Below are 20,989 nucleotides of genomic sequence, written 5' to 3'. Positions count from 1 at the left end.
GTGGATGACTCGACCGACCAGGTGCCCGCCGAACCGTCCCGACACCGGGGCGCCGAACAGCAGATGATCGACCGACTCTGGGATTTCAGCGACCCAGTGGCCAGTGAAGAGCGGTTCCGGGAGGCCGCCGACGACGACGAGGGGAATTCCGCGCACGTGCGCGCCGTGATGACGACCCAGCTTGCGCGGGCGCTCGGCATCCAAGGGCGGCTCGCCGAGGCGCTCGCCGTGCTCGACACGGTCGCGTCCGGTCTCCCCTCCGACGATGCCGAGGCGGATGCCGCGGAGTTGCGGGCGCGGGTGGCCATCGAGCGAGGCCGGCTCGCGGCATCCGATGCCCGCCCTGCCGACGCTGTGCCCGAGCTCACCCGTGGCGTTCGCGAGGCCGCGCTCGCGGGCTCGCCGTTCCTCGTGCTCGACGCGCTGCACATGCTCGCCCTCAACGATGTCGGGCACGAGGAGGAGTGGGCAGCCGAGGGATTCGACGTGCTCGCCGGTGTGCGGGACGCCCGAGTGCGCCGTTGGGGGGTCGCACTGCACAACAACCTCGGCTGGACCCTGCACGACGGCGGACGCGCCGAGGCGGCGCTCTCGCACTTCGAGCAGGCCGTCGAGGCGGCGGATCGCTACGGCACGGCCGAGCAGCGCCATGTCGCCCGTTGGTCGGTCGCGCGGTGCCTGCGCAGCGTCGGTCGCACCGACGAAGCACTCGCGATGCAGCGCGAACTCGGGGCGGCCCGCCCCGCCGACCCGTACGTGCAGGCCGAGCTCGCCGCGCTGACGGAGGCGGAGCCTACGATCGAGGCATGACCGATGGTGCAGCTGTGACCGGGGGCGGCGAGGCCGCCCCGGGCGCGTTCACCCTCGACTCCAAGCTCTCGGGAGCGCTCGGCGGTCGCACGGCGCAGGCGTTCGAGCGCGGCTTCGGCCACCGCACGGTCGGCGACCTCCTCGCCCACTACCCGCGTCGGTATGCGATGCGCGGCGAGCTGACCGCGCTCGAGTCGCTGCCGCTCGACGAGAACATCACGATCATCGCCGAGGTGATCGAGGTCGGCGAGCGTTCGATGCGCGCACGGCGCGGTTCGATCGTCGAGGCGAAGATCACCGACGGCACGGGTGTGTTGACCCTCACGTTCTTCAACCAGCGCTGGCGGGCCGCCGACCTGCGCCCCGGGCGGCGGGGCATCTTCGCCGGCAAGGTGAGCGACTACAAGGGCCAGCGTCAGCTCGCGCACCCCGACTACGAGTTGTTCGACGACGCCACGCCGGTCGAAGCGGGCGACGCCGCGGCCAAGCGATGGGCTGAGGCGCCGATCCCGATCTACCCTGCGACGGGCACCATCGCCAGCTGGCAGATCGCGAAGGCCGTCGCGCTCGTGCTCGACGGACTCGCACCGCTCGACGACCCGCTCCCGTCGAGCGTGCGGCAGGCGAAGTCGCTGCTCGGTCATCGTGACGCACTCGAATCGGTGCATCGACCCGAACGCGACGGCGACTGGAAGAACGCACGGCGCACCCTGCGCTTCACCGAGGCGTTCGTCTTGCAGACGGCGCTGCTCGAGCGGCGTGCAGAGCTCCGGACGCACACGACGGCAGCCCGGCATCCGGTGCCCGGCGGGCTGCTCGAGCGCTTCGACGCCGCGCTGCCGTTCACTCTCACCGGCGACCAGAACGAGGTCGGCGCCGAGATCGCGCACGACCTCGGCGAACCGGTGCCGATGAACCGGTTGGTGCAGGGCGAGGTGGGCTCGGGCAAGACCGTCGTCGCCCTGCGGGCGATGCTCGCCGTCGCCGATTCCGGTGGGCAGTCGGCTCTGCTCGCACCGACCGAGGTGCTCGCCGGCCAGCACTTGCGTTCGATCGCGAAGATGCTCGGCCCAGACCTCGCCGCCGAACTCGTGCCGACCCTGCTCACCGGCCAACTGCCGGTCGCGGAGCGCAAGAAGGCCATGCTCCGCGCCGCGGCAGGGCAGTCGCGCGTCGTCGTGGGCACGCACGCCCTGCTCGGAGACAACGTCTCGTTCGCCGATCTCGGCCTCGTGGTGGTCGACGAGCAGCACCGTTTCGGCGTCGAGCAGCGTGAGGCGTTGCGCCTGAAGGGCCGAAACCCGCCGCACGTGCTCGTGCTCACGGCGACGCCGATTCCGCGCACCGTCGCGATGACGGTGTTCGGCGACCTCGACGTGTCGACGATCCGCGAGCTGCCGGCCGGGCGCGCAGGCATCACCTCGCAGGTCGTGCCGCTCGCGATCCGGCCGACCTGGCGCCCGCGCATCTGGGAACGGCTCGCCGAAGAGATCGGGCAGGGGCGCCAGGCCTTCGTCGTGTGCCCCGCGATCGAGGCGAAGGTCGTCGAAGAGGCGGGCGCCGGTGCCGAGGGGCAGGGCGACGAGGGCTCTGCGGATGCCGCGGGGCCCGTCGCATCCGTCACCGCGGTGCTCGCAGAACTGCGCGCCGACCCCCGGTTCGCCGACGTTCGCATCGCACCCCTGCACGGTCGCATGTCGGCCGAGGAGAAAGACACCACGATGCGTGCATTCGCAGCGGGCGAGCTCGACGTGCTCGTCGCGACGACGGTCATCGAGGTCGGCGTCGACGTGCCGAACGCGAGCGCGATGGTGGTGGTCGACGCCGACCGCTTCGGCGTCTCGCAGTTGCACCAGCTGCGCGGCCGGGTCGGCCGTGGCAGCGTGCCCGGGCTGTGCCTGCTCGTGACGTCGGCCGTGCCGGGGTCGCTCGCACTGCAGCGTGTCGAGGCGGTCGCGGCGACCCTCGACGGTTTCGAGCTCGCCCAGGCAGACCTCGAACTGCGGCAGGAGGGCGACGTGCTGGGTGCCACGCAATCGGGCGGCCGTTCGTCGCTGAAGCTGCTCAGGGTCGCCCGCGACGGCGACCTCATCGCCGAGGCGCGAGAACTCGCGCAGGAGCTGCTGGCGAGCAGCGACGGACTCGCTGACCATCCTGCGCTCGCCGCCGCCGTTCGCCGACGTCTCGACGAGGAGGCGAGCGGCTACCTGAGCAAGGGCTGAGACTCTCCACAGCCCCTCACGCAGTGGCATCCGGGCAGTACGCTGTTGCGTATGCAGCGGATCGCCGTCGTCCCAGGATCGTTCGACCCCGTCACGCTCGGCCATCTCGACGTCATCGGGCGAGCGGCTGGGCTCTACGACGAGTTGCACGTCGTCGTCGTGCACAACCCCGACAAGACGGCGCTGCTGCCGATCGCGCAGAGGGTCGCGCTCATCGAGAGCTCGATCACCGAGGCCGGCATCGAGGGCCGCATCGTCGTGGCGTCGTGGAGCATGGGCCTCCTCGTCGACTACTGCACCGACGTGGGCGCATCGGTGCTCGTGAAGGGCGTGCGATCGCAACTCGACGTCGGGTACGAGACGCCCATGGCGATCGTCAACCGGCATCTCGCCGGGGTCGAGACGGTCTTCCTCCTGCCCGACCCCGCGAACGCGCACGTGTCGAGTTCGCTCGTGCGACAGGTGTCGGCCCTCGGCGGCGACGTCGCACCCTATGTGCCGGCCGTCGTCGCCGACTACCTGCAGGCGGCGACGACACCATGACCGAAACCACCGCCGTCGCGGCGAAGATGGGCATCGACGAGGTCGGCGCGCGCGCCGCCACGATCGTGCAGAACGTCGAGACGGTCATCGCCGGCAAGCGCGACGCCGTGACCAGTTCGCTGACCGTGCTGCTCGCCGAGGGGCATCTGCTCATCGAAGACGTTCCGGGTGTCGGCAAGACGATGCTTGCGAAGACCCTCGCCCGCTCGGTCGACGCGACCGTCAGCCGCATCCAATTCACCCCCGATCTGCTGCCGAGCGATGTCACCGGCGTCTCGGTGTTCGATCAGGCGAGCCGGCGGTTCGAGTTCAAGCACGGGCCCGTGTTCGCCAACATCGTGATCGGCGACGAGATCAACCGGGCGAGTCCGAAGACGCAGTCTGCACTTCTCGAGTGCATGGAGGAGCGCCAGGTCACCGCCGACGGCACGACCTACCTTCTCGAACCGCCGTTCACCGTCGTCGCGACGCAGAACCCCGTCGAGATGGAGGGCACCTATCCGCTGCCCGAGGCCCAGCGCGACCGGTTCATGGCCCGGATCTCCATGGGGTATCCGTCGTCGGCCGATGAACTCGCCATGCTCTCGACCCGCGAGACGTCGAGTCCGCTCGACGACCTCGAGCCGGTCGTGACGCTCGTAGAGCTCCGCGGCATGATCGAGGCAGTGCAGCACGTGTTCACCTCGCAGCCGGTCAAGGAATACGCCGTCGATCTCGCGCGAGCCACGCGCGACGACCGTCAGCTGAGGCTCGGCGCGAGCCCGCGGGCCACGTTGCAACTCATCCGCGCCGCGAAGGCGCACGCCGCGATGCACGGTCGCGACTTCGTGTTGCCCGACGACGTCGACGCGCTCGCGGTGCCCGTGCTCGCCCACCGTCTCGTGCCGACGAGCCGCGCGATCGGGGCGCACGACCGTGACAGCGGGCCGCTCATCGACGCCATCGTGCGCCGCATCGTGGGGGAGACGCCGGTTCCGGTCGGCAGCGCGCGAAGGAACTGACATGTGGCGCCCCCGCTCCGTTCGAGTCGCGACCTGGCCGCGACTCACTCCGCGGGGCGCCACGCTCGTGATCGTCGGGGTGCTGCTGCTCGCCGTGTCCCTGTGGTTCGACCTGCGCGACATCCTCGTGCTCGCCTTCGTCGGCATCGCGATGCCGGTCGTCGCGGCCCTCTTCGTCACGATGCGAAAGCCCCGACTCGCCGTCACCCGGCGATTCACGCCGCCAGTCGTGGCCGCAGGGGGGTCGACGCTGGTGTCGCTCGTCGTGAAGAACCGCTCGCGCCGCACGTTCGACGGTGCCCACTGGCGCGACGGTGTGCCCGCGATGCTGACCGCACCGGCCGAGGCGATCCTCCCGGCGATCGGGCCGCATGAGTCTATGCTGCCGGCCGGGGACGACACGGTTCGTCTCGAATACCGGCTCCGGATGCCGCGGCGGGGCGTGTACCAGATCGGCCCGTTGCGGGTCGTCATCGCCGACCCGTTCGGCCTCGCGCGCATCGACCGAGACGTGGGCAACGGTCACGAGGTGGCCGTGACGCCGCGGGTCACCCCGCTCGACGCCGCGCTCGGTTCGGCGGCGAGCGTCGACGGCGTGCTCAACGGCCTGCAGCGACGCACTCACCCCAACTCCGACGAGCTCATCGCCCGCGAGTACCGGTACGGCGATCCGCTTCGCCGGGTGAACTGGGCTGCGACCGCACGCCGCGGCGAGCTCATGGTGCGCGAAGAGGAGCAGCGCGGTGATCCCGAAGCGCGCATCATCCTCGATACGACGCTCGCCGGGCGGCCGAAGACGTCGGTACTCCGGCGCGACGGCGACGTCGGCCCGCACTTCGGATTCGAGCTCGGCGTCGAGATCGCCGCCTCGATCGGGATGCATCTGTTCGAGCGCGGGTTCCGGGTGCGCTGCGATCGCGTCGACGACCCCGAGCGCAGCCTGCTCTCCGAGGAATCCGGGGCCGGGTACCGGATGCCGGGCGGCGATCGCATGCTGCTCGAAGACTTGGCGCGTCTCGACGGTCCGCCCAGGCATACGAACGCACGCGAGGCGGCGCAGTCGTCGTCGTCGGAGTCGGGGCCGCGGGGCCGTGACGCGCGCATGCCGGGCTTCGCGGTGCTCGTCGACCCCGACGAGCATGATGCGCGTACCCTCGTGGCACTCCGAACGACATTCGAGCCGGCCGTCGTGTTCGTCACCGAGGGTGTCGGCGCCGGCATCACCGATGCGTTGGAGAAGGCCGACTGGCGCGTTGTACGGGTGCGACGGGCCGCCGACATCGGTGCAGCATGGTCGGGCACGACGCTCCCGGCGCGGTCCGGCCCGAGCCGATCGGCAAGCGGCGCGACGGTGAAGGGTTGGGGGTGAACGATGCGCCCTGACCCCGTTCCCCTGTCGCGGGCGCAGCGGCTCGCGCTGACCGCAGCATCGTTCCTGCTGCTCGCGATCGCCGCGATGGCGCTCGGTCCGCTGATCGCCGGCAGCGGCTGGTGGTGGCTCTGCGCGTTCATCGCGGCGGGCACGCTCTTCTCCGGCACCGCGCTCCGCGCAGTGCGCACCCCTGCCTCGCTCGTGCCGGTACTCGAGCTCGTGGTGCTCCTGCTGCTGCTCACGCTCGTCTTCGGCGGATCCACGAGCATCGCGCTCATCGTTCCGACGCAGGGCACCTTCGAGACCTTCGGAGGGCTCCTGTCAGGCGCGCAGCGAACCATCGAACAGCAGTCGGTGCCCGCCGTTCCCGTGCCCCCGCTGCTCTTCGCACTGGCGCTCGGCGTCGGAGGGTTGGCGGTACTCACCGACGTGCTCGTGCAGACACTCCGCATGCCGGCGCTCGCCGCGGCGCCCGTGCTCGTACCGATCCTCGTTCCGGGCTTCATCATCGAGGCGGGCGCCGAGGCACCGACGCTCGTGCTCACGGCGGCCGCATACCTGTTCCTCCTCCGCGTCGATGTGCGGGTGCGGCGCCGGGCTCGATTGATGACGGTCGACGATGGCGAGAACGTCGCAACGATCGTGCCGCCGAAGCGCGTGCCGATCGTCTCGACGTTCGGTGTCTCCCTCGGACTCGCGGCCGTCGGCCTGCTCGCCGCCTCGGTGCTGGCCGCGTCGACCCCGAGTGTGTCGACGAGCCTGCTGCTCGGCTCGCCGAGCCAGGGCACCCTCTTCGCCCGCGGGGTGAGCCCGTTCATCGACCTCGGGCGAGACCTCCGGCGCCCAGAGTCGCGGCCGGCGTTCCACTACTTCGCACGCGACGCAGACCGCCCGTACTTCACCCTTCTCACCCTCGATCGCTTCGAGGGCGAGGTATGGGGCGCGACCGATGCGGCCGTCGACGGCGACAACACCGTCGACGCGATGCCGCGCCCAGACGGTCTCTCCGATGACGTGGCGACCTCGGAGCATCCGATCGAGGTGGTCGTCGACGAGGTGCGCACCACGTGGTTGCCGGTGCCGTATCCTTCAGCTCGCATCGAGGGATTGAGCGGCTCGTGGTTCTGGGACGCCGACAGCCTCGCTGTACGCAGCGTCGACGCGAACACCGGCGGCCAGCGCTACCGGGTCACGAGACTCGAGGTCGACCCCACGGTCGATCAGCTGCGCAATGCGGAGCGGGAGCTGCCGCCCGAGATCGACCGGTATCTCGAGCTGCCCGATGAGATTCCGTCGGTGATCGCCGAGACCGCGGCCGTGGTCGCGTCGAACGCGGCCTCGCCCTATGACGCGGCAGTGGCGATCCAGGCCTACCTGCGGTCGAGCCAGTTCGACTATTCGACCGAGGCGCCGGTGGCCGACGGGTACGACGGCGGCGGGTTCGCCGTCATCGCCGAATTCCTCGAGACGAAGGCGGGCTACTGCGTGCACTTCGCCTCGACCATGGCGGTGCTTGCTCGCGAGGTCGGCATCCCCTCGCGCATCTCCCTCGGTTACACCCAGGGCACGCCCATGCAGGAGCGGGTCGACGGTGTGCAGCGAGTCGAAGTCGACTCCCACGACCTGCATTCCTGGCCCGAACTGTACTTCGAGGGTGTCGGTTGGGTGCCCTTCGAGCCGACGCCAGGGCGAGGCAGCGTGCCTGAGTACTCGCGGCCGGGCGCGGGTGAAGAATCGGGCGCGACGGCGCCGAGTGTCGCACCGTCCACCCCGGGCGCGAGCGGTCGTCCCGAACTCGACCCCGACCGCGATCTGGCCGGGCAGGGTGGCGACGCGCTCGCTGCGAACTCATGGTGGCAGCGCGGCGCGCCGGTCGCGCTCGTCGTGGCGCTCGTGCTGCTCCTGCCCGCGGCGCTGAGGCTCGGCCAGCGCTGGAGCCGACGCCGTCGCGTGGCCAATGGTGAGCGACCGGCGGATGCCGCGTGGGACGAGGTGATCGCCACCGCGCGTGATCTCCGCGTCGGAGGTGACACCGCCGAGACGCCACGAGCCTTCACGGCGGCGCTCGCCGAGCGTGACGGGTTCGCCGATCCCCGATCCGCGGCCGCACTCGTCGCGCTGCGCGACGCGGTCGAACGCGAGCGATACGGGCCTGGCGGCGAGACCGCGGCATCCGGCAGCACGCTGCTCGACGACCTCTTGCTCGTTCGCGCGGCACTCGTGACCGACTCGACACCGGGCGCGCGTGTGCGGGCTGTGCTCGCACCGAGGTCGCTCTTCGAGGGGGCGCGGCGCGCGTTCGGCGAACGCCCATCCGCCGACGCGTAGAATCGTCGATCGTGGCCATCAAGTATTCCCCCTATCGCGTCAACGTGCGCGACCTCGTCAACCGTCCCGGCGAGATGCGCGAGCACCCCTTCATCGTCGCTGTCGACGAGCAGATGGGCGAGGGACTCGTGGCGGTACGCCCCGGCTCGGAGCTCGATCTCGAGGTGCGCCTCGAGTCGGTGCACGAGGGCATCCTCGTCTCAGCCGAGATCGACGCCGTCGCCGAGGGGGAGTGCGGTCGATGCCTCATCGACATCGCCCTTCCGGTCGAAGTCGAGTTCCAGGAGCTCTTCGGGTATCATTCTGGGGAAGCCATCGAGTATGAGGTTCAAGACGACCACGTGGATCTTGAACCACTCATCCGCGATGCGGTAGTGCTGGCACTGCCGTTCCAGCCGGTGTGCCGACCGGATTGCCCGGGTCTCGACCCCGAGACAGGGCTCCGACTGGCCGATCATCCGGAACTCGTCACCCCTGAGCACAGCGACCTACGTTGGGCCGCGCTCTCGGGGTTCGAGGCTTCCGAAGACAACGGCTCGGATGCCGCATCCGGCGCCGACCAGCAGAGAGAAGAGAGATAGTCATGGCTGTTCCCAAGCGGAAGAAGTCACGCGCCCGAACCCACATGCGCCGTGCGCAGTGGAAGGCCGAGGTCCCCACGCTCGTCAAGACCGTCGAGAACGGCAAGGTCACCTACAGCCTTCCGCACCGCGCGAAGGTCGTCGAGGATGCTGCGGGCACCCCGCTGTTCCTCGAGTACAAGGGCCGCAAGGTCGCCGACGTCTAGTCGGCCCCAGACTCCCGAACGACCGGTCGTGACGCGAACGGAGCTCACCGGGGCAGAGGATCGAACACTCGAGGCGCTGCAGCAGCGATTGCAGATCTCGATCGATCCGGCCCTGCTCGGCCTCGCGCTCACGCACCGGTCTTTCGCGTACGAGAACGGCGGAATCCCGACCAATGAGCGCCTGGAATTCCTGGGCGACTCGATTCTCGGGCAGGCCGTGACGGTCAAGCTCTTCCGCGACCACCCCGACCTCGATGAGGGCGAGCTCGCCAAACGGCGTGCGAGCCTCGTTTCGAGCGTCGCGCTGGCCGAGGTCGGCCGTGCGATCGGCATCGGGCCGTACGTGCGATTGGGCCGCGGCGAGACGATGACCGGCGGTGCCGACAAGCCCTCGATCCTCGCCGACACCGTTGAGGCGATCATCGGTGCCGTTTACCTCGATGCCGGCGGCGACGCCGCAACCGAGCTCGTGCTGCAGTTCGTCGCTCCGCTCATGCAAGACCCCACCCGCTTCGGCGCGGCCATGGATCCGAAGACGAGCCTGCAGGAGATCGCAGCCCGGCGGGGTGCCGCTGCCCCGGTGTACCGGGTCGCCGAGAGCGGTCCCGATCACAACAAGCACTTCATCGCGACCGTCGTCGTCGGCGACCTCGTCGAGGCGAAGGGCGAGGGGTCGAGCAAGAAGCAGGCCGAGATGGCCGCCGCGCTCGAGGCGTGGACCCGCCTGAACACGCGCTGACCCCGGCGAGCCGCTCCTGCTCGACCAGGCGCTGCCCGAACGCCGAACGGCATACTGGTGGCAGAGACGGCTCGAGGGGGTATGCATGCGACGAGGCACGAACGTCCATGCGCTCGGAGGGTTCAACCAGATCGTGATCCTCGACACGATCCGGCGCACTCGCGACGGATTGAGCCGAGTGGAGATCGCCGAGCAGACTGGGCTGAGTGCGCAGACCGTGTCGAACGTCTCGCGCCGCCTGCTCGATGAGGGCATCATCCGCGAGGCTGGGCAGCGCATCCTCGGTGTCGGCAAGCCGCGCATCATCCTCGAGCTGGATCCCGCGGGGGGCTACGCGATCGGCGTCCACCTCGACCCGGCCGTGATCACCTATGTCGTGCTCGACCTGGACGGCCGGGTGGTCGCCCACTCCGCGACGAGAACACCGTCCGACGTGGCGCCCGATCGGGTGATCGCCGGCATGCACGACTCGATCGAGGCGATCATCGCTGAGGCCGGCGTCGATCGTGCTCGCATTCTCGGCGTCGGCATCGCAGCCCCGGGGCCGCTCGACCTCGAACGCGGGGTGGTCCTCGACCCACCGCTGCTCGAAGGGTGGCACGGGGTCGCGCTCCGGGACGCCCTCGCGGAGTCGACGGGGTTGACGGTGCTGCTCGAGAAGGACGTGACCGCGGCGACGGTGGCCGAACTCTGGATGAGTTCAGCGCAGGAGCGCGATGACTTCATGTTCTTCTACTACGGCACCGGGGTCGGTGTCGGCCTCGCAATCGCGCACGAAGCAGTGCGGGGTGCGACGAACAACGCGGGCGACGCCGGCCACATCATCGTCGATCCCGACGGTCCGCTCTGCAGCTGCGGGCGTCGCGGATGCCTCGGCGACGCGATCATGCCGCGAGCTGTCGTCGGCTCGGCCATCGCGTCCGGCCTGATCGTCGCGCCCGGTGACCGCCTGGGTGGTCGGGAGGTCGATGCCGGTCTCGCGCAGATCGCGGCACTTGCGGGTGGCGGCGACGCAGCGGCATCCGAATTGCTCGAGGTGATGGCCGACCGCATCGCCGTCGCCGTCGTGACGGTCGCGAACCTGCTCGACCTCGACACCGTGGTGTTCGGGGGGCCGTACTGGAATCGTGTCTCGCCGTTGCTGCTGCTGCGAGTCTCCGAGCTCGTCAATTCGTCGAGCGCGCTCGTCACGACGCATCCGATCGCGATGACCGTCTCGAAGACGGGCGATGACGTCGCGGCCGTCGGCGCCGCATGCCTCGTGCTGGACGACGTGCTGTCGCCCCGCCCGTCGGCGCTGCTGATCTCGGGCTGAGGCGGTCACCCCGCGGGGCCGAAGCGCCGGCGCTCGTCGAAGCTCCGTGACCCCCGAACGGTTGACAAGAATTAGTCCATGCTTTTTAGTTATACGAGATGGGCTCCCTCGGCATCGACGCCGCAGTGGGAGAAACTTGGAATCAAAGGAGATCCATGAAGAGCACACTTGCTGCAGCGCTCGCCGTCGCGGCGACGTCGGCACTCCTGCTTTCGGCATCCGCGCCCGCCCTGGCGGCCACGTCCGAACCCCCCGGCCACTCCGATGAGCGGCACCACCCGGCCACCCGTCACCAGAATTCCGCACGTGCGCACTCATCGTTCCTGGCGCTGCAGGAGCACTTCGCCGTCGACGACGGCAGCGGCCTCTTCCGCGAGCAGTACCCGGTGGAAGACGGCGATCGCCCCTCTGCGTTCGAGTGGCCGTTCTCCCAGGCGCACATCGCCATCGCAGACCTCGCCAACCAGCACGGATCGAACGGCCGTCGGTACGACGAAGCCCTGGCGAGCGCTGCCGCCGCGCAAGAGCACTACTGGGACGCCGATGGCGGAACGACGGGGCTTCCCGGCTACGCCTCGTACCCGGTCGGGGAGTACGGCGAAGGCGGCGACTACTTCTACGACGACAACGAATGGGTCGGCCTCCTCGACGTGCAGCGTTACCTGACCGACGGTGACGAGGCGGCGCTCGAACGCGCAGAGCAGATCTTCGACCTCGTCGTCTCGGGGTGGGACACCGATCAGAGCCATCCGAACCCCGGCGGCGTCTTCTGGACGCAAGCGCCGTGGAGCAGCGACCGGAACACCGTCTCGAACATGCCCGGAGCCCAACTGGGGCTGCGGCTGCACCAGATCACCGGAGAGCAGGCGTACCTCGACTGGGCGGTGCGCATGTACGAGTGGACCAACGAGAACCTGCAGCGACCCGACGGCCTGTACTCCGACCACGTGGACCTCGCCGGCACCATCGAGCCGACGGTCTGGTCGTACAACCAGGGCGTGCCGGTCGGCGTGAACGTACTCCTCTATCAGGAGACGCACGATCGTCGCTACCTCGCTGAGGCGAAGCGGATCGCCGACGCCGCCTACCGGTACTACGTCACCGAAGGAAGACTGGCCGACCAGCCCGCCTTCTTCAACTCGATCTTCTTCAAGAACCTGCTCCTCCTCGAGTCGGAGACCCGTGGTTCGAAGTATCGCGACGCGATGCAGGACTACGCCGACCAGGTCTGGGCCGACAACCGAGACGCCGAAACCGGGCTGTTCGTCTTCAACGGGCACACCCAGCTGCTCGAGCAGGCCGCAATGACGCAGATCTTCGCGGTGCTCAGCTGGACGCCGAGCCAGTGGAGCGACCTGTACTAGGGCAGCGGATGCCACCGGCATCCGTTCGACCATTCAGTTCGACTGTTCGGGAGCGCGCCGCGGCACCGAAGCCGCGGCGAGCCCAGAGGAAATCACAAGGAGATTCGATGAAGCACACATTCACAGCAGCCGTCGCGCTCGCCGCGGCGGGCTTACTGGCGTTCTCAGGATGCTCGGCCGACGACGGCGGATCGTCCGACACGATCAAGGTGGCGTACCAGAAGTTCGGCACCTTCACCCAGCTCGACGACCACATGAAGGCGGTCAAGGCCGCATTCGAGGCGGAGAACGAGGGTCTGACGGTCGAGCTCGTGCCGATCGAGGCGCAGCAGAACGACTACTTCACCAAGCTCGCGCTCATGAACCAGTCGGCATCGACGGCGCCCGACGTGATGTACGAAGACACGTTCATGGTGGAATCCGACGCCGACGCCGGGTATCTCGCCCCGCTCGACGAGTACACCGAGTCGTGGGAGGACTGGGATGCGTTCTACGACAACGCGAAGAGCGCCGGTCTCGGCGGCGACGGCAAGACCTACGGCATCCCCATGGGCACCGACACCCGGGCGCTCTGGTACAACACCGAGGTGTTCGAGCAGGCGGGCATCCCCGTGCCGTGGGAGCCGACGACCTGGGCAGACGTGCTCGATGCGGCTGCGACCGTCAAGGCTGAGCTGCCCGACGTGGTGCCGCTGAACGTCTACTCGGGCAAGGCCCAGGGCGAAGCAGCCGCGATGCAGGGGTTCGAGATGCTGCTCTACGGCACCGGCGACACCCTCTACGACACCGACGAGAAGAAGTGGGTGACGGGCTCGCAGGGCTTCGAAGACTCGCTGACCTTCATCGAGGACCTCTACCAGGGCGGCCTCGGCCCGACTCCCGAACAGGCACTCGACAAGAATGTCAGCAACCTCGTCGCGGCCGAGTGGTTCCCGCAGGGCACCCTCGCGATCGGCCTCGACGGCTCGTGGCTGAGCGGCACCTGGCTCGAGACCGGCACCGCGCCGTGGCCTGAGTGGAGCGACGTCATGGCGCAGGCGCCGATGCCGACGCAGAACGGTGACGAGCCCGGCGCGACGAGCATGTCGGGCGGTTGGACCCTCGCCATGGGCTCGAAGTCGCAGAACAAGGATGCCGCGTGGGAGTTCATCGCGCTCGCCCTCGACAAGGACAACTCGCAGTCCTACGACATCGCCGCCAGCCAGATCGCGGTGCGCGGCGACGTGTCGGAAGACGCCGACTACCAGGCCGCGAATCCGAGCTTCGGCTTCTTCTCGGAGATCGTATCCGTCACCAACTTCCGTCCGGCCACGAGCGACTACGGCCAGATCTCGAGCGAGATCACGATCGCGATGGAGGCGGTCATGACCGGACAGCAGAGTCCGGCCGACGCCGCGGCCGCCTATGACGAGGCGGTCGTCGCCATCGTGGGCGAAGAGAACACGACGAGCGCGAAGTAGCCGATGGCCACGCTCGCCCAAGTGCGACCGGACGCCCCGCCGGGCCGGGGACCTGCTCCCCGGCCCGGCCGGTCGAAGGTCGGCGCCCGCAGGTCGTTGGTGCGCAGCATCCCACTGGTGCCCGCGATCGTGCTCCTCGCGATCTTCCTGCTGGGGCCGGTGATCAGTTCGTTCTACGGATCGTTCACCGATGCATCCCTCACGGGGTCGGCCGCTCGGGGTTCGTCCTTCGTCGGCTTCGACAACTACGTGGCGTTGTTCGCCGACCCGGACTTCCCGAAATCGGTGATGCTGACGCTGCTGTTCCTGGTCGCGTCGGCCATCGTGGGCCAGAACGTCATCGGCCTCGGTCTTGCGATCCTGATGCGATCGTCCAACGGGTTCGCCCGAGGAGTCGTCGGTACCTTCGTGGTCAGTGCGTGGGTGCTTCCCGAGATCGTGGCCGCGTTCGCCGCGTACGCCTTCTTCAACGACACCGGTACCTTGAACACCCTGCTCGCCTCCATCGGGCTCGAGGGCACGAACTGGCTGTATGCGACGCCGATGCTCGCGGTGATCCTGGCGAACATCTGGCGGGGCACGGCCTTCTCGATGCTCGTCTACTCGGCGGCACTGCAGGATGTGCCGCCCGAGATCACGGAATCGGCCGAGGTCGACGGGGCACGCGGATGGCAGCGGCTCGCGTTCATCACCGTGCCGATGATCCGGCGCAGCATTTCGACCAACCTCATGCTGACGACCCTGCAGACGCTTTCGGTGTTCACGCTGATCTTCGTCATGACCGGCGGCGGACCCGGCACCGACAGCTCGACGCTGCCCGTGCTGGCATACCAGGAGGCGTTCCAGTTCGGCAAACTCGGGTTCGGCACGGCGATCGCCACGATCCTGCTGCTCGTCGGGGCGTTGTTCTCGATCGTGTACCTGCGCGCACTCAAGCCGGAGGTGGACTGAGATGGGCCTGACCTCTCCCAGCCGGCGCAGCCTCCGCACGGTGTCCAACGGCGTGCTGCTGCTCGTCGGCATCGCGTTCGCCCTGCCGCTCGTCTGGCTCGTGCTCGCGTCGGTCGACGAACGTGCGACCCTGTCGATCAAGCTGCCCGACGCACTCTCGCTGCAGAACTTCGTCGACGTGATGACGCCCGAGAAAGCCTTCATCCCGCTCCTGAACAGCCTGATCCTCTCTGCCGGCTGCGCGATCATCACCGTCGTGGTCGCAGTGCTCGCGGCGTACCCGTTGTCGCGGTACCGCATGCGCATCAACAAGCCGTTCCTCTACGGGGTGCTCTTCGGCACCTGCCTGCCGATCACCGCGATGATGGTGCCCGTCTACAGCCTCTTCGTCGCGTTCAACCTGATCGACTCGATGGGCGGCACCATCCTCTTCCTCGCCGCGACGAGTCTGCCGATGGCGATCTACATGACGAAGAGCTTCATGGACAGCGTGCCCGTCACGCTCGAGGAGGCGGCCTGGATGGACGGCGCCTCGATGATGACGACACTCACCCGCATCGTCGTGCCGCTCATGCGGCCCGGCCTCGCGGTGGTGTTCATCTTCGTGTTCATCGGAGCGTGGGGCAACTTCTTCGTGCCGTTCGTGCTGCTGCTCTCGCCCGACAAGCTGCCCGCCGCAGTGAGCATCTTCGCGTTCTTCGGCCAGTACGGGTCGGTCGCCTATGGCCAGCTCGCCGCGTTCTCTCTGCTCTATTCCGTTCCCGTGATCACCCTGTACGTGCTCGTCTCTCGAGTGCTGGGCGGCTCGTCCGCACTCGCGGGCGCCGTCAAGGGCTGACCGCACCGATTCGATAGGAAACACGCTCCATGCACGACAACTCCACCCTCGTCCGCGCCAGGATCACCCGGTTCGTGGAAGAACGTGTGAAGCCCGCCATCCACGCCGCGAGCACTCCACTCACGCTCACCGCATGGGAGGTGCCCGACGAGCCGGTGCCGTTCGCGGAGGCCGTGGCGCAGACCTTCGAACCGTTCGACGTCGGCTCGCCGTGGGGCAAGCCGTGGGGCACGACCTGGTTCCACGTCACGGGTGAGGTTCCCGTCGAGTGGGCCGGGCGCGCCGGCGCCATCGAACTCGTCGTCGATCTCGGCTTCCTCTCGGGCCAGGCCGGATTCCAGGCAGAGGGGCTCGTGTTCGATCCCGCGGGGCACATCGTCAAGGCGATCGAGCCGCTCAACGATCACGTGCCGGTCGAGGCCCAGCCGGGCGGTCGCATCGACGTCTACATCGAGGCGGCGTCGAATCCGGATGTCGGTAGTGACTGGAGCTTCCGGCCGACCCCGGTCGGCGACAAGGCCACGGCAGGCATCGAGCCGATCTATCGGCTTCGACGGGTTGATGTCGCCCTGCGCGACACGGAGGTGTGGGAACTCCAGATGGACATCTGGACGCTGACGGGCCTCATGAATGAGCTCAGCAGCGACCTGCCGCGCACCGCCGACATCTTGCGGGCGCTCGAGTCGGTCGTCGACCGGATGGACCCCGACGACGTGGCGGGAACCGCACCGCTCGGCCGGGCTCTTCTCGCCCCGGTGCTCGCGCAACCCGCGTACGCGAGTGCGCACCGGGTGGTCGCGGTCGGTCACGCCCACATCGACTCGGCGTGGCTGTGGCCCGTGCGGGAGACCATCCGCAAGTGCGCCCGCACCTTCTCGAACGTGCTCGACCTGATGGATCGGGACCCGGGCTTCGTCTTCGCCGCCTCCTCGGCCCAGCAGTACGCGTGGATGAAGGCGTTCTACCCCGACCTGTTCGAACGAATCCGGGTGCGCGCAGTCGAAGGCCGGTTCGTGCCCGTCGGCGGCATGTGGGTCGAGTCGGACACGAACATGCCGGGCGGTGAAGCGCTCGTGCGACAGTTCCTCGCGGGCAAGGCGTTCTTCATGCGCGAGTTCGGCATCGAGCCGCTCGAGGTCTGGCTGCCCGATTCATTCGGCTACTCTGCCGCTTTGCCGCAGATCGCGGCCGCCGCAGGCTCCCGTTATTTCCTCACCCAGAAGACGAGTTGGAACGAGACCAACACGATGCCGCATCACACGTTCTCGTGGGAGGGCATCGACGGTTCGCGCATCTTCACTCACTTCCCGCCGGTCGACACGTACAACTCGTTGCTCTCGGGGGAGGAGTTGGCCAGGGCGCAACGGCAGTACGCGGAGAAGGGCGCATCGAACGTGTCGCTCGTGCCGTTCGGCTTCGGCGACGGCGGTGGCGGGCCGACGCGCGAGATGCTCGCGGCCGCTGCGCGGACCGCATCGCTCGAGGGCTCGCCCACGGTGCGCGTCGCCTCGCCGCTCGCGTTCTTCGAGGAAGCCGAGCGGGACTATCCGAACCCGCCGGTCTGGTCGGGCGAGCTCTACCTCGAGTTCCACCGCGGCACCTACACCTCGCAGGCCAGGACGAAGTCGGGCAATCGGCGCAGCGAGCATCTGCTGCGCGAGGCCGAACTCTGGTCGGCGACCGCGGCGGTGCGTACGGGGGCCGAGTATCCGTACGAGCGACTCACCGAGCTCTGGCACACGGTGCTGCTGCTGCAGTTCCACGACATCCTGCCCGGCAGTTCGATCGCCTGGGTGCATCGTGAGGCAGAGGCGAGCTACGCGCGCGTCGCGGCCGAGCTCGAAGAGATCATCGGCGCAGCGATCGCGGCGCTCGGCGGCGATGATGCCAGCGCCGAGTCCGTCGACGGCGGCAGGGTTGCATTCAACGCCTCGCCGTTCGCCGTATCCGGCATCGCGGCATTGTCTGCCGGGCCGGTCGACTCGTCGCAGGCGGTGCGTGCCGAGCGGACACTCGACGGCTTCGTGCTCGAGAACGCTCGCGTACGCGTCGTCATCGACGCCGATGGTCTGCTCACCTCGCTCGTCGACGTCGCGACGGGCCGCGACGCGATCCCGGCCGGGCAGCCCGGCAACCTCCTGCAGTTGTTCCGGGACACTCCGACCCAGTGGGACGCTTGGGACATCGACGAGCACTACCAGCGATCCGGCACCGAGTTGCGTGAAGCGGAGTCGGTCGAACTGGTGACGGATGCCCCGGAGCGGGCGGCCGTGCGAGTCGAGCGTCGCTTCGGTGCCTCGACGGTGTCGCAACTGCTCACGCTGACCGGAGACGCCACGGCGCTCGAGATCGAGACGACGGTCGATTGGCACGAGAAGCAGAAACTGCTGAAACTCGCGTTCCCGCTCGATGTGCACGCCGAACGCGCGGCGTCGGAGGTGCAGTTCGGTCACGTGCACCGGCCGACTCATGTCAACACCTCCTGGGATGCGGCCCGTTTCGAGACGTGCGCGCATCGCTGGGTGCACGTCGCCGAGCCGGGCTTCGGCGTGACGGTCGCCAACGACTCCACCTACGGTCACGACATCACGCGCATCGTCGGGCCGCGTGGCGGCACGACGACCCTCGTTCGCCAGTCGCTGTTGCGCGCCCCGCTCTTCCCCGACCCTCAGAGCGACCAGGGGCGCCACCGGCTGCGCACTTCGGTTGCGATCGGCACGGATGTGCTCGACGCGGCGGAGGAGGGGTATCGGCTGAACCTTCCGCTCCGAACCATCGACGGCGCGCACGCGGTGCCCGCGCTCGTGCGCAGCGATTCGCCGAGCATCGTCATCGAATCGGTCAAGCTGGCTGAAGATCGTTCAGGCGACCTCATCGTGCGACTCTACGAGGCGCGTGGCGCTCGAGCACAGGGAATGGTGACGGCCGAGTGCGCCGTCGAAGGCATCGTGGAGGCCGACCTGCTCGAGCGGGCGATCGCCGAGCCGTCGGCGCTGGCCGAGGCCCGCGGCGCGAGCGCCGAGCTCCGACTCCGCCCCTTCCAGCTCGTGACGCTCCGGTTCGCGCGCGGCTGATCACGGCGGCCGGAGGAGCTGGCCGCAGTAGTCTCGAGGGATGCCTGAACTGCCCGAAGTCGAGGTCGTGCGGGCCGGACTCGCTCCGGCCGTGACCGGCGCCGTCGTCTCGGCGATCGAGGTGCTCGAGCCTCGATCGCTGAGACGGCACGACGCGGCATCCGGCGATTTCGAAGCGCTCGTCACCGGAGCTCGCATCGAGGCGGCCGTGCGCCGGGGCAAGTTCCTCTGGCTGCCGCTCGCCGGCGATGGTCTACGTGACGGACGCGCCATCGTCGGGCACCTCGGCATGAGCGGGCAGATGCTGCTGCGCACGCCAGACCACCCCGGCGACGACGCCCACGCCCGAGTGCGTTTGCATCTCGAGCATCCCGAGCTCGGCGAGCTGCGGGTCGATTTCGTCGACCAGCGCATCTTCGGCTCGCTCGCCGTCGATCGGCTCGTACCGACCATCGACGGCGAGGTCGGCGGGTTCTCCGACGGAGTGTCGGGGGAGTGGGCGCGGCAGGTGCCCGCCCAGGTCGCTCACATTGCGCGCGACCCGATCGACCCTGCGTTCTCCGAGCGCGCCTTCTTCGCGGCACTCGCGAAACGCGACACAGCCATCAAGCGCGTGCTGCTCGACCAGGGCGTCGTCAGTGGAATCGGCAACATCTATGCCGACGAATCACTCTGGGCCGTGCGCCTGCACGGCGAGCAACCGGCGTCGTCGCTCAGCCGGCCGCGCGCCCGCGAACTCCTCGGCGCGGTGCGAGAGGTGCTCGGCAAGGCGCTCGCCGAGGGCGGCACGAGCTTCGACGCCCAGTACGTCAACGTCAACGGGGCCTCCGGCTACTTCGAGCACTCGTTGAACGCGTACGGGCGCGCCGGACTGCCGTGCCCGCGGTGCGGTACCCCCATGGTGCGCGAGCAGTTCATGAACCGGGGGTCGCATTTCTGCCCGCGGTGCCAGCGGCGGCGGTGAGGTCGGGGCCACCTGCCCGTCGGCGAGGGCCTGTGGCTCTGGAGTGAGGATCTGGAAATGACGCGTCGCAGGCTCCGTCAACTTACGGTTGGTGAAACCGTCTATTTCTGGACCTTCAGGCACCGATATGACGAAGGGCGCAGCGACGGCGGCCCAAGCGAAGTGGCCGTGCGACGTTCCGACCGTGCAGCGAGGTTGCGGATGGTCTTCTCGCCGGCGAACGATCGAGTCGTTTCTGATGGTGTCTACGAGTCCGGTGCCGTGATCCGGTTGCCGGATCGCGCCTATCTCAACCTTCACGAGCCCGGAGTGGTGCGATCGCTCCTCGATCAGGCGCTGCTCCGCGAAATGTTCCCGGCCGAGGGAGAGCGCGAAGTCGATGGATGGAGCCTCTTCGACGCCGTCGAGCCCGAGGAAGACGACCGATCATCCCCTTGAGATTGTCGAACTCGCAGGCCGCGGACGCTTCTGCCCGAAGCGCCGACGAACTGTCACCGATGTCCTGAGACATAACAGCAGCGCGCGGACGATGCCGGTGATAGGGACTTGCTGAATAGCTTCGGTGCCCAGCCGGGCAGGGTGGGCGAGCAGTTCATGAACCGGGGGTCGCATTTCTGCCCGAAGTGCCAGCGGGTGGGGCGGGCTCACCGGGCGCGGTAGCCCGCATAGATCAGTCCGTTGTCGAACACCCGCTCCGCGACCAGCTCAAGATCGAGACGCACGCCGTCGGGGAAGAATCGGGTGCCGCCGCCGACCACGCTCGTGGTGATGAAGAGGTGATACTCGTCGACGAGCCCGGCGGCGATCGCCTGGGCCGCGAGGTTCGGGCCGTCGACGCTGAGGTCGTGGTCGGATTCGGCTTTGAGCCTGCGAATCGCGTCGGGGTCGAACGTGCGCTCGATTCTGGTCTTCGCGCTCGACACCGCCTCGAGCGTCGTGGAGTACACGACCTTCTCCGCGGCCTTCCATTCCTCGGCGTACTGCAGAATGTACGGCGGCACGTCGGGCAATGCGTCGGCGGTCTCCCAGAAGACCATCGTCTCGTACATGCGCCGGCCGTAGAGGAAGGTGCCGACGTTGCGAAAGGTCTCCCCGATGAAGGTGTGCACCGCTTCGTCTTCGGCTCCCTTGCCGAGGTCGCCCTCGGCCGCCTTGGCGTACCCGTCGAGCGAGGTGATCATCGAGTAGATGAGCTTGCCCATTTCAGCTCCTTTGCTTGAG

18 protein-coding genes are annotated in these 20,989 nt (G+C 68.6%); 17 read left to right on the top strand and 1 reads right to left on the bottom strand.

The features are described 5' to 3' along the window. From AC1C2R_RS18545 to AC1C2R_RS18465, 17 genes are all read left to right on the top strand, one after another. On the top strand, positions 1–810 hold the full coding sequence (locus tag AC1C2R_RS18545) for a tetratricopeptide repeat protein (protein ID WP_495380876.1): 810 nt from the start codon (positions 1–3) through the stop codon (positions 808–810). Then, positions 807–3,032, top strand: coding sequence for an ATP-dependent DNA helicase RecG (locus AC1C2R_RS18540; protein WP_495380875.1), 2,226 nt, complete (start codon positions 807–809; stop codon positions 3,030–3,032). The genes AC1C2R_RS18545 and AC1C2R_RS18540 overlap by 4 nt, the downstream gene beginning before the upstream one ends. A 51-nt stretch (positions 3,033–3,083) precedes the next feature. Next, the gene (coaD, locus tag AC1C2R_RS18535) at positions 3,084–3,575 is read left to right on the top strand and encodes a pantetheine-phosphate adenylyltransferase (RefSeq protein ID WP_495353623.1); all 492 of its coding nucleotides are present in this window, start codon (positions 3,084–3,086) and stop codon (positions 3,573–3,575) included. Further along, positions 3,572–4,576: an AAA family ATPase gene (locus AC1C2R_RS18530; RefSeq protein WP_495353624.1), complete on the top strand. Its 1,005-nt coding sequence runs from the start codon at positions 3,572–3,574 to the stop codon at positions 4,574–4,576. The genes coaD and AC1C2R_RS18530 overlap by 4 nt, the downstream gene beginning before the upstream one ends. A gap of 1 nt (position 4,577) precedes the next feature. Then, positions 4,578–5,945, top strand: a complete 1,368-nt coding sequence (locus tag AC1C2R_RS18525) for a DUF58 domain-containing protein (protein WP_495380874.1) — start codon at positions 4,578–4,580, stop codon at positions 5,943–5,945. A 3-nt stretch (positions 5,946–5,948) separates the two neighbouring features. Then, the gene (locus tag AC1C2R_RS18520) at positions 5,949–8,276 is read left to right on the top strand and encodes a transglutaminase TgpA family protein (RefSeq protein WP_495380873.1); all 2,328 of its coding nucleotides are present in this window, start codon (positions 5,949–5,951) and stop codon (positions 8,274–8,276) included. 11 nt (positions 8,277–8,287) lie between these two features. Beyond that, on the top strand, positions 8,288–8,857 hold the full coding sequence (locus AC1C2R_RS18515; RefSeq protein ID WP_495353627.1) for a YceD family protein: 570 nt from the start codon (positions 8,288–8,290) through the stop codon (positions 8,855–8,857). A gap of 2 nt (positions 8,858–8,859) precedes the next feature. After that, on the top strand, positions 8,860–9,063 hold the full coding sequence (gene rpmF, locus AC1C2R_RS18510; protein WP_495353628.1) for a 50S ribosomal protein L32: 204 nt from the start codon (positions 8,860–8,862) through the stop codon (positions 9,061–9,063). A 28-nt stretch (positions 9,064–9,091) separates the two neighbouring features. Further along, positions 9,092–9,802, top strand: coding sequence for a ribonuclease III (gene rnc, locus AC1C2R_RS18505; protein ID WP_495353629.1), 711 nt, complete (start codon positions 9,092–9,094; stop codon positions 9,800–9,802). 85 nt (positions 9,803–9,887) lie between these two features. Further along, positions 9,888–11,117 (top strand): ROK family transcriptional regulator, encoded by a 1,230-nt coding sequence (locus AC1C2R_RS18500; RefSeq protein ID WP_495380872.1) that lies wholly within the window; start codon positions 9,888–9,890, stop codon positions 11,115–11,117. Positions 11,118–11,272: 155 nt separating this feature from the next. Continuing rightward, the gene (locus AC1C2R_RS18495; RefSeq protein WP_495380871.1) at positions 11,273–12,481 is read left to right on the top strand and encodes a glycoside hydrolase family 76 protein; all 1,209 of its coding nucleotides are present in this window, start codon (positions 11,273–11,275) and stop codon (positions 12,479–12,481) included. 107 nt (positions 12,482–12,588) lie between these two features. After that, positions 12,589–13,941 carry an extracellular solute-binding protein gene (locus AC1C2R_RS18490; RefSeq protein WP_495380870.1) on the top strand — a complete coding sequence of 451 codons (1,353 nt, stop codon included), beginning with the start codon at positions 12,589–12,591 and terminating at the stop codon, positions 13,939–13,941. 3 nt (positions 13,942–13,944) lie between these two features. Continuing rightward, positions 13,945–14,892, top strand: coding sequence for a carbohydrate ABC transporter permease (locus AC1C2R_RS18485; RefSeq protein WP_495353633.1), 948 nt, complete (start codon positions 13,945–13,947; stop codon positions 14,890–14,892). Between the two features lies 1 nt (position 14,893). Next, positions 14,894–15,730: a carbohydrate ABC transporter permease gene (locus AC1C2R_RS18480; protein ID WP_495353634.1), complete on the top strand. Its 837-nt coding sequence runs from the start codon at positions 14,894–14,896 to the stop codon at positions 15,728–15,730. A 29-nt stretch (positions 15,731–15,759) separates the two neighbouring features. Further along, positions 15,760–18,804 (top strand): alpha-mannosidase, encoded by a 3,045-nt coding sequence (locus AC1C2R_RS18475; RefSeq protein WP_495380869.1) that lies wholly within the window; start codon positions 15,760–15,762, stop codon positions 18,802–18,804. Between the two features lie 40 nt (positions 18,805–18,844). Beyond that, positions 18,845–19,768 (top strand): bifunctional DNA-formamidopyrimidine glycosylase/DNA-(apurinic or apyrimidinic site) lyase, encoded by a 924-nt coding sequence (mutM, locus tag AC1C2R_RS18470; RefSeq protein ID WP_495380868.1) that lies wholly within the window; start codon positions 18,845–18,847, stop codon positions 19,766–19,768. 57 nt (positions 19,769–19,825) lie between these two features. Further along, entirely contained in the window at positions 19,826–20,206 is a 381-nt protein-coding gene (locus AC1C2R_RS18465) for a hypothetical protein (protein WP_495380867.1), read from the top strand. A gap of 206 nt (positions 20,207–20,412) precedes the next feature. Here AC1C2R_RS18465 and AC1C2R_RS18460 read toward each other — a convergent pair whose 3' ends face one another. Beyond that, the gene (locus tag AC1C2R_RS18460) at positions 20,413–20,970 is read right to left on the bottom strand and encodes a dihydrofolate reductase family protein (RefSeq protein WP_495380866.1); all 558 of its coding nucleotides are present in this window, start codon (positions 20,968–20,970) and stop codon (positions 20,413–20,415) included. Positions 20,971–20,989 lie beyond the last annotated feature (19 nt).

The sequence above is a fragment of the Agromyces sp. Y182 genome (assembly GCF_059445385.1).
Note: the sequence above shows the minus strand (reverse complement) of the source record. Positions and strands in the feature narration are given on the sequence as shown.

Coding starts and splice junctions, on each gene's coding strand:
- rpmF (WP_495353628.1), top strand. CDS start 8,860: ATGGCTGTTCCCAAGCGGAAGAAGTCACGCGCCCGAACCCACATGCGC.
- AC1C2R_RS18460 (WP_495380866.1), bottom strand. CDS start 20,970: ATGGGCAAGCTCATCTACTCGATGATCACCTCGCTCGACGGGTACGCC.
- AC1C2R_RS18465 (WP_495380867.1), top strand. CDS start 19,826: ATGACGCGTCGCAGGCTCCGTCAACTTACGGTTGGTGAAACCGTCTAT.
- coaD (WP_495353623.1), top strand. CDS start 3,084: ATGCAGCGGATCGCCGTCGTCCCAGGATCGTTCGACCCCGTCACGCTC.
- AC1C2R_RS18495 (WP_495380871.1), top strand. CDS start 11,273: ATGAAGAGCACACTTGCTGCAGCGCTCGCCGTCGCGGCGACGTCGGCA.
- AC1C2R_RS18490 (WP_495380870.1), top strand. CDS start 12,589: ATGAAGCACACATTCACAGCAGCCGTCGCGCTCGCCGCGGCGGGCTTA.
- AC1C2R_RS18540 (WP_495380875.1), top strand. CDS start 807: ATGACCGATGGTGCAGCTGTGACCGGGGGCGGCGAGGCCGCCCCGGGC.
- AC1C2R_RS18530 (WP_495353624.1), top strand. CDS start 3,572: ATGACCGAAACCACCGCCGTCGCGGCGAAGATGGGCATCGACGAGGTC.
- AC1C2R_RS18475 (WP_495380869.1), top strand. CDS start 15,760: ATGCACGACAACTCCACCCTCGTCCGCGCCAGGATCACCCGGTTCGTG.
- AC1C2R_RS18520 (WP_495380873.1), top strand. CDS start 5,949: ATGCGCCCTGACCCCGTTCCCCTGTCGCGGGCGCAGCGGCTCGCGCTG.
- AC1C2R_RS18480 (WP_495353634.1), top strand. CDS start 14,894: ATGGGCCTGACCTCTCCCAGCCGGCGCAGCCTCCGCACGGTGTCCAAC.
- mutM (WP_495380868.1), top strand. CDS start 18,845: ATGCCTGAACTGCCCGAAGTCGAGGTCGTGCGGGCCGGACTCGCTCCG.
- AC1C2R_RS18500 (WP_495380872.1), top strand. CDS start 9,888: ATGCGACGAGGCACGAACGTCCATGCGCTCGGAGGGTTCAACCAGATC.
- AC1C2R_RS18525 (WP_495380874.1), top strand. CDS start 4,578: ATGTGGCGCCCCCGCTCCGTTCGAGTCGCGACCTGGCCGCGACTCACT.
- AC1C2R_RS18485 (WP_495353633.1), top strand. CDS start 13,945: ATGGCCACGCTCGCCCAAGTGCGACCGGACGCCCCGCCGGGCCGGGGA.